At 43.6% G+C, this 8,109-nt stretch carries 9 protein-coding genes; 1 reads left to right on the forward strand and 8 read right to left on the reverse strand.

Features of this window, described 5'->3' with window-relative positions; genetic code table 11:
• On the forward strand, nucleotides 1–1,026 hold a 1,026-nt coding region (locus tag QXE01_10035), incomplete at its 5' end, for a hypothetical protein (GenBank protein MEM4971572.1).
• Between the two features lie 43 nt (nucleotides 1,027–1,069).
• Here QXE01_10035 and QXE01_10040 read toward each other — a convergent pair.
• From QXE01_10040 to QXE01_10075, 8 genes are all read right to left on the reverse strand, one after another.
• Nucleotides 1,070–2,116 carry an RNA-guided pseudouridylation complex pseudouridine synthase subunit Cbf5 gene (locus QXE01_10040; GenBank protein MEM4971573.1) on the reverse strand — a complete coding sequence of 349 codons (1,047 nt, stop codon included), beginning with the start codon at nucleotides 2,114–2,116 and terminating at the stop codon, nucleotides 1,070–1,072.
• 11 nt (nucleotides 2,117–2,127) lie between these two features.
• Nucleotides 2,128–2,835, reverse strand: coding sequence for a fibrillarin-like rRNA/tRNA 2'-O-methyltransferase (locus QXE01_10045; protein ID MEM4971574.1), 708 nt, complete (start codon nucleotides 2,833–2,835; stop codon nucleotides 2,128–2,130).
• A gap of 35 nt (nucleotides 2,836–2,870) precedes the next feature.
• The gene (locus tag QXE01_10050; GenBank protein MEM4971575.1) at nucleotides 2,871–4,115 is read right to left on the reverse strand and encodes a C/D box methylation guide ribonucleoprotein complex aNOP56 subunit; all 1,245 of its coding nucleotides are present in this window, start codon (nucleotides 4,113–4,115) and stop codon (nucleotides 2,871–2,873) included.
• Nucleotides 4,116–4,580: 465 nt separating this feature from the next.
• Entirely contained in the window at nucleotides 4,581–4,736 is a 156-nt protein-coding gene (locus QXE01_10055; protein ID MEM4971576.1) for a hypothetical protein, read from the reverse strand.
• A gap of 377 nt (nucleotides 4,737–5,113) precedes the next feature.
• Entirely contained in the window at nucleotides 5,114–6,013 is a 900-nt protein-coding gene (locus tag QXE01_10060) for a hypothetical protein (protein ID MEM4971577.1), read from the reverse strand.
• Nucleotides 6,014–6,041: 28 nt separating this feature from the next.
• Nucleotides 6,042–6,854: an S-methyl-5'-thioadenosine phosphorylase gene (locus QXE01_10065; GenBank protein ID MEM4971578.1), complete on the reverse strand. Its 813-nt coding sequence runs from the start codon at nucleotides 6,852–6,854 to the stop codon at nucleotides 6,042–6,044.
• A gap of 95 nt (nucleotides 6,855–6,949) precedes the next feature.
• Nucleotides 6,950–7,723 (reverse strand): SagB/ThcOx family dehydrogenase, encoded by a 774-nt coding sequence (locus tag QXE01_10070; GenBank protein MEM4971579.1) that lies wholly within the window; start codon nucleotides 7,721–7,723, stop codon nucleotides 6,950–6,952.
• Between the two features lie 110 nt (nucleotides 7,724–7,833).
• A partial coding sequence (locus tag QXE01_10075) for a TCP-1/cpn60 chaperonin family protein (protein MEM4971580.1) occupies nucleotides 7,834–8,109 on the reverse strand: 276 nt, incomplete at its 5' end.

Genomic DNA, 8,109 nt, shown 5'->3' on the forward strand with positions numbered 1-8,109 from the left:
CCAATCCTATCTAGAATCACATCCCTCCTATCAACAGCAATGATTAGCCTTATAGCGCTTCAAATACTAAGCATCATAATAAGCACTAAATACTCAGAACTACTAGCAATTGGAATACTTATATACGCGCTCCCACTAGGGATCTTCAAAAGAGCAGGCTCGATCCTCATAGCCTTCACCCTGGTATTCTCAATAGCCCTCCCAGCAATGCCTCTATTTATATCGACGGTCTATCCTATGTCTCCTAAGACGCTTGGCAACAAGGCCTATCCATCGATCGAGGTTAGAGATCTTAGTGGAGGAGCTTTGGGAGATGCACTACTGCTAGTATATCAGAACCCAGATACAACCCCAGGCTCTGAGATAGCTGCGATACCGGTAAACGATAGAGGTGAGGCTATTATGAATGAAACCCCCGGGCTGCCTATAGGTAAGATATATTATTTCTCACTTGAGATGTTTGGGTGGAGGCTATATTCATCTTCATCTATATTCCTAGGAAATGAATGTATGCTTAAGAACTGCAGCTATGTAATCACTATAGATGGTGTTCTAGCCTCAGACACACCCTATATATTGATCCACACGCCACCAGCGCTTACATATTACATCATATATAAAGATCCTGGGAGGGGGTATATGAAGCTAGTGCTACACCTAACATCCACATCGATCCTCTTGGTTACCACACCATACTATACAGTGATAGCGTCTCTAAACATAGATGGCAACCAAACAACCTGGGATGATAAGAGATCCTGGAGCTGGGCTGGAATAGAGGGTTATAATTATTATAAATTACTAGATCCGGGTGCGCATGTTATAGAAATACAGTATGTGAAGGGAGCACCATCGAAGCCCCTGCTAAACCCATTTTATAACGTGGATAGGGATGAGGTTAGGGAGATGCTATCAAACGCCATAATACTGATCTTCCTATCAACTGTTTTCCCAGCTGTATATATTACACTGCTATCTATGGCAACATACACACTTGCCAGACTCCTAGAAAGAGGAGCTAGATAAGCATCCAAAACCCTAGGGATTTACAACTGAAAGCCTCGCCTCTTTAGGGCGGGGAGGAGGTCAGATCCTTTTTAAGCTTCTTCCATATATCTGGATATATTCCTGGGGGCATTACAACCCTTTTAATCCTCACAGCCACCCCCTTATCCCTGAAAATCATCTCCTCACCACTCATCTCAGCAACACCTACTGCAACCAGTTCACCCTTAACAGTTAAGATGGCTACTAGATCACCCTTTCTAATTGATTTATTAACCATAGCGATACCAGGTACCGCAAGCATTGCCCCATGGGCTATAGATCCTACAGCACTATTCCTGATAATAATTTTTGGTAGGTGGGACACCATATACTCTATAGGTAATATGACTTTCCTCAGCATAGCCTCATCACCGTTTTTAAAAAGATATATAGCCTCTGAGAGCCTATGAAGAGTAACTAGCGTCTCATCCTCTCTAAAGGGTCCCGTAGCTATTCTCCTCAGCTCCCTCATATGCGCTCCAACACCTAGTATAAGGCCTATATCGTGACATAGCTTCCTAATATATGTTCCAGGATCCGTCTTAACCCTCATAAGGATCTTTCTACCATCAACCTCTAAAACCTCTATATCATGAACCCTTCTCTTTCTCACAGCCCTCTTCACAGAGGATCTTAGGGGTGGCTTCTGATAGATCTCACCGATAAACATCGAGATCACCTTCAATAGCCTATCATATTCCACATCACCGTGGAGCTGCATAAGCGTAATGTATTCCTTATATGTATGTGTAACAATCCCTATGATTTTAGTAGCCTTCTCAAGCGCTATGGGAAGCACGCCTGAGACGCCTGGGTCTAGGGTGCCTGCATGTCCTGCCTTGGAGATGTTAAGCATCTTCTTAACCCATGCAGTTACCTCATGACTCGTAGGGCCGGGGGGTTTATCGAGGTTTATAACACCATACTCTATATGCGATCTTATGGGTCTCTTCCACGGATAAACACCATATTCAGACTCCTCCTCCTCGTGTTTCACTAGATACTCAGCCTTTATACCCCCTCTCTCATCTAGGCTTCTTATAAATCTTAAACCCTCTCCGATACTCATTTGAAGACCCGCTAGGCCTTTCTCCTCCACACAGCATATACCATAGCATGATCCTTATCGAATGGTTCTAGATGGACAACATCTAATATTTCGAAGCCGTTGCTTTTAAGAACATCTATCTCCCTCTTATAAACCTCGCTAGGCTCCATAGTAACATCTATGCTCCTAGCCTTTACAGCCATTAATAGATATCCTCCGTCTTTCAGGAAGAACTTAGCATTATCCGATACTATCGCTGCCTGATCAGGCTGTGCTATGTCAGCATATAGAACATCAACTGTTTCCACGATATATCTATATCTAGTGGGGATTCTAGCATCGGCCAGTATAGGCACTATATTCTTTCTATCCTCAGCAACAACTAGGAACTCCCTCATAACTCTTGGTGCAAACTCCACGGCATATACAACACCTTCTTTACCAACTATATCTGAAACATGGCTAGGGGTTGTCCCGGATCCTGCGCCTAGATAGAGAACCCTGGATCCAAGGGATATGGGGAGCTCCTTTAAACCTTTTAGAAGAGCTCCTGCCAGCTTACTTCTATATGCATTCCACTCCCTATACTCACTATCGCCATATCTAAACAGCCTCTCCCCATATACCCTTTTACCTGGGACAAGGTTCTTCGTTGCGAGCCTTGCAGAGCCGTCTTCGAGTTCCACAACATATACGCCCTTGTAGTTAGGGTGCTCATAGATCTTTACAGGTTCTGACAAAATATCCCACCCCTATTATCTTTTTCCTCCCAAACCTATTTTTTCCTTCTCTGCCTCTTCTCAGCCCTCTGAACCCTCTCTTCTCTGGGTGGAGGCTTCTGATATAGCTTCTTAATCTCATCTATTCTCTCCATCAATATCTTCTTCAACCTATCACCTATGAATCTGCCTGTGAAGAAGTCGACCCTCGCAGCAATAGCCAGCTTAGTTGCTAGAGCCCTTGCTATCTTACCCCTCTGCCATCTAGGAGCCCTATGAATCTCTGGGAACTGGAATATAACTCCATGCTTAGGAGGCTTTCCACCTGTTCTGAGTGCTCTGAAAAGGGCTTTCTCAGCCCCCAGCACCTGGATCGTGCTAGCAGGCATCTTAGCGAGCTCCTCTAAACTTCCTGCTAGGCTTAGAAGCCTCGCACCTAGGAGGGGGCCTACAAGCTCCGTAACGTTTGGTGCTACCTCTTTCATTACAAGTGTATTATAATCCGTTAAATATGATCTCAACTCGCTTAGCTCTAACATTATCTTCGCAAGCGTCTGTATCGGTCTAAGATCGAATTCCGAGAGATCTGCACCGATGCTCTTCTTAGACATACTAGCTATCCTCTTTGCCAGAGATTCGCTAACCCCTATCCTCTTTAGACTATCCTCATCCATCAAGGATCTATCCCCTATACTATTCACAATCTTCGCATAGAGCATATGATCCCCTACTATCTGATCTAGCTCGGGGAAGTGGATGCTATACCATTCTCTAAGCCTTGCTGCAAATAGATTAATAGTCTTATCTATATCATCTATAGCCCTTATACTCTGGATCGCCAGCAGATCCCTTTTAGTAGCAACCCTCCTAAGCCCCCTTCTAGAGAGCTCTAAAGAAACATCCCTAATGTACTTCCTAGCCTCATCAACGTTTTTAAATATACCAATTTTAACATATAGATCTAAGATCCTCTCCCTGAAAAGGGCGAAAACATTGTTGTAAGGATCTATTGAGACATTGAATCCCTCAGCAATAAGAGCTCGAGCAACCTCAGGCTCCTCAACTACATAGAAGGCCTTCCTATACTCCTCAGAAGATTTGAGCTTCTCAATAAACTTGGTATATACCTCATCAAGTTTACCCTCACTTCTAGTCCAGAGAGACTCTACAAGAGATGATAGATCCTTAGACCTTAGTTCATAGAGAATCACTTCACCAGCACTATCTAACATGAAAACCCCTAAGAAATGCTCTGCAATATAGAACCTAGCCTCACCAGCTGCAGAGCGATCACCACTCACCCTCGCCACCTAAAAGTGTGTGGGTAAGCAGAAATAAATCTATGCTCCTCTACGCCTTCTCACTAATATATCTAAGGTTGAATAGCTATGACTCCCTTCTCAGCCTTAAAAGGCAGGATTTCTACTGGGGATCTCGAGGGTTGTCCTCCTTGTGGGGGCTACTCCATTATGGTACATGATGTATGAGATCTGTTTCTTTATCTGCTTAACCGTTTCTCTTATCGTTTTTCAATATGTTTAGTGCTCTGTTTAGATCGCTGTATAGCTCATGCCCTAGGCAGTTAAGGCTAAGAACAAACACTGTAATAAGGGCCCTAAGAGGAAGCGTGATGAACCACCTGCCATGGCGAGAATGCCATAAGTAGATGGAGAATGCTAACCCTTCTTTTCAATATTAATTAGTAATCGATTTACTATAAAAACCTCTTCTTAATCGTTATAAATAGATTGGGTTGTCCTGAATATCTACCATTCTTCTTCCTCCTCCTCTTCCTCCTCCTCGAACTCCTCTTCCTCCCACTCCTCCTCCTCTTCCTCTAGCTCTTCCTCCTCCCATTCTTCTTCTTCTAGCTCTTCTTCTTCCTCCTCTTCCCACTCCTCCTCTTCCTCAAACCTCTTCATCTAGAGGACCCATCATATTTCCTCAAGAGGAGCTTATATAAGCTTTTACCCTTTCTTCTATGTAGAGCCATTATATCTTCTTTGAGGGGTAGATATTAGGTTGTGGGATTAAGTATAGAGCAGAAACCTTTATTAGATCTGTTTGGTGGAGTTTAATCAATATGGGTAATCCGCGCAGGTGATGAGAACATTGCTCTAAGCCCACAGGCTCATCCTAGGTGAGAGCCCGTGCCGTTGGGCTCGACAGCCAGCCATGAGCCTATGGGACGGGCTAGGAGAGCCCTTCGGGCGAGGTGGAACTCCCTAGGTGACATTCTAATCATTCTATATAAATTCATGGTTGCACCTAGGGAGAAACGGCAAGCGGTTTTAGCTTGTTACTTCTTCTTAAGCATTTTCGATATAATCATGGATAATATTCTATAATAGATCGGTGATGATATAGGATCTGTTCTGAGCATAAGATCGATGGCTCCTTTTAAAACCATAGTCTGTAGCATTAGATCTTTTTCGGCTTCCAGATATACTATGGCTGCTGCTTTCTTAATCGCATCTACATTATGCAGATCTGTTATTTCGAAGACGTCTATAGAGCTACAGCCATCTAGGATGAGTCCTTCTGCAAATGCTCTTGAGGTGCATGTAGTTATCAGGGCTAGGTTCTGCGCCGAGATCTTATCTACTAGATCCCTAAGCCTCGCTTCATATCGCTGAAAGATATCGGGTATAGCGGGTGCTAGATTAGATATCTCTTCGGAGAGTCTGGTAACTCGTGGAGAGGGATTCTCTTTCCTAGCTATCTCAAGTATGGCTTTCGCTGTTGATATTAAATATACTAATATAGGATCTATGTTATTGGGTATATCAATAATCTTTATCCCCTCGAGGCTCTCATGCTCCTTATTAATACTAGATCTTAGCATGATCCCGCTATACCCCAGCATTGAGAGGCTCTTAGCAAAACGATCCGTCATAGAGCTCCATGGATTCGCTGGATTCCCATATATGATTAGCCATGTCCTTTCTCCCTCAGCATCCATTGAAGATCTATATGGAGCTATATATCGTGTGAAGAACCCAAGATCTATGTGGTGGGCCTCAATATTACTAAGAAACGAGGATATAGAGTGAATAGCTAGGCATCCTGGGCTTTTGAGCCAGCCTGTTGTGAGTAGGGCAACTCTACCTCTACTCCTTATACCTTTTTCGATCTCTCTATATATGTTGTTAGCGAATTCTACAGCCCTGTTTACAGCGATCTCTATATCTCCTAACATGGCGATTCACAAATTTATTTAATGAATTCTATACAAGCGCTGTCTTTAGCGATTCACAGCAGCTGCACTTCTCGATAGGGGGTTCTTGGGGAAGCTCTGGGATCAATTTTGAAAGGATCTTCTTTGCTTTATCAACATTACTAGCCATAACCCTAGCAACTTCCTCAGCTGTAACGGGCTTTTCAGCCCAGACATCGTAGTCTGTTACCATAGCTAGTGTGGAGTAGCATATCTGGGCCTCACAAGCTAGGTTAACCTCTGGCACGAGGGTCATCCCTATTATATCCGCTTTATAGACCTCCCTCCAGACCCGCGACTCTGCCTTTGTACTGAATCTAGGGCCCTCGATACATATATAGGTTCCCTTCTCATGGATTCTGAAGCCTAGTTCTCTCCCAACCCTTATAATCATGTCTCTGAGGAACTCGCAGAAAGGCTCTGCCATCGATACATGGGCTACTTGGGGGCCATCGAAGAATGTATATTCCCTCGACTTAGTCATATCTATAAACTGATCTGGAACCACTAGATCCCCTGGCCTATAATCCTCCCTCAGACTTCCAACAGCACTCACAGCAATTATATATCTAACCCCCAGGCTTTTGAGGGCCCATATATTTGCGCGATAGTTTATCCTATGAGGAGGGATCCTATGACCCCTACCATGTCTCGGGAGAAATGCCACAGTTTTACCCCCATATTTACCTATCACTATATAGTCGCTGGGCTCTCCATATGGGGTGTGTATCTTAACCTCCTTTATATCGCTTAGCATTCCTGGATCGTAGAGGCCCGAACCCCCTATAATCCCTATATCCGCTCTATGCTTGGGCTCGAGCATCGCATATCCCACAATATAGTTAAAAGGGGGAGAAAAAGGTTATATATTAGGTTGAAGCTGGAAATTCGCCTTTAAACAAAGAAAATGTATTGTCTCTAATTTAGAATATCTTGGGGATAGCCGACTGGCATCATGAGAACAGGGATCTCGGAGACACAGTCTATGCCTAGCACCTCACACAACTCCTCTTCATAGAAAGCCCCAACGGCACAGGTTCCAAGCCCTAGAATCCCTGATGCTATATATAGATTCTCACCTGCAAAACCAGCATCTAGAAGAGCATATTTATATCCTCTAGAACCATATTTCCACGCAGATCTAGCCCATAGAACTGTGATTATTATTGTAATAGCTGAGGATGCAACATGATCTTGATCTAGGGCTATTCTAGCTAGCAACTCTCCATAATAGCCTTCCCTCAAGGGATCTAATGAGTGATCAAGAAAAATATATCTATATAGCCCTTGAGGTATATCCTTCACCATATGTGCTGAAACATATATCTCAACTGGTTGGAGTGCACCTGCACTAGGAAATGATCTGAGGGGATATAGTTTATAGCCATAGACACCCCTCTCCCATCTAGTAACGCCGAAAGCTAGATGGAGAAGGGATGATAGCGTCTCTATATCAAGTGGCTTATCAGCAAAATCCCTGATAGATCTCCTCGTTAAGAGAATCTCTGAAGCGTCTACCCCTCTGGGTATCTTAGGAGGCGGCAGTGAGATCTTCTTATTACTCCCCCTATAAAAGGGTGGCATGGGCTCAACTCTATACATAACACCCCTTTCAATATGATCTTTTCTTAACCAGGTCTTCCTATCAAGCTCAATTATATGGCTATAATATCTAGTTAGCCAGGGATACATGGTGTCCCCATAAAAGGTTATATAATAAAGATATAAAAAGATCCTCTATATAGCGATAGTTTAGCTGAGTGAGATAAAAGGGGTAAAAAGGCTTTTCTATACCCTTGACTTTATTTCTCTTCCTCTTTCTCCTCCTTCTTCTCCTCCTTCTTACCCTTCTCCTCAGCACCTTTAGATCTTGCAGCAGCGATGAGATCATCGATTCTGAGGATTAAAGCAGCAGCCTCTGTACCAGCTCTTATAGCGTTGATCTTAACGCTTACAGGCTCAATAACGCCTAGAGCTTTCATATCAGCTATCTCTCCTCTAAACACATCGACACCGAACCACCCGCCTGTCTCCTTATGCTTAGCCCTAAGCTTCATTATATACTCTAGAGGATCTAG

The organism is Sulfolobales archaeon (assembly GCA_038897115.1).
Taxonomy (GTDB): Archaea; Thermoproteota; Thermoprotei_A; order Sulfolobales; family AG1; genus AG1.

Bases quoted from the DNA above. Each gene is read 5' to 3' on its own strand.
- QXE01_10070 (MEM4971579.1), bottom strand. From the start codon at position 7,723: ATGTATCCCTGGCTAACTAGATATTATAGCCATATAATTGAGCTTGAT.
- QXE01_10065 (MEM4971578.1), bottom strand. From the start codon at position 6,854: ATGCTCGAGCCCAAGCATAGAGCGGATATAGGGATTATAGGGGGTTCG.
- QXE01_10040 (MEM4971573.1), bottom strand. From the start codon at position 2,116: ATGAGTATCGGAGAGGGTTTAAGATTTATAAGAAGCCTAGATGAGAGA.
- QXE01_10060 (MEM4971577.1), bottom strand. From the start codon at position 6,013: ATGTTAGGAGATATAGAGATCGCTGTAAACAGGGCTGTAGAATTCGCT.
- QXE01_10055 (MEM4971576.1), bottom strand. From the start codon at position 4,736: ATGAAGAGGTTTGAGGAAGAGGAGGAGTGGGAAGAGGAGGAAGAAGAA.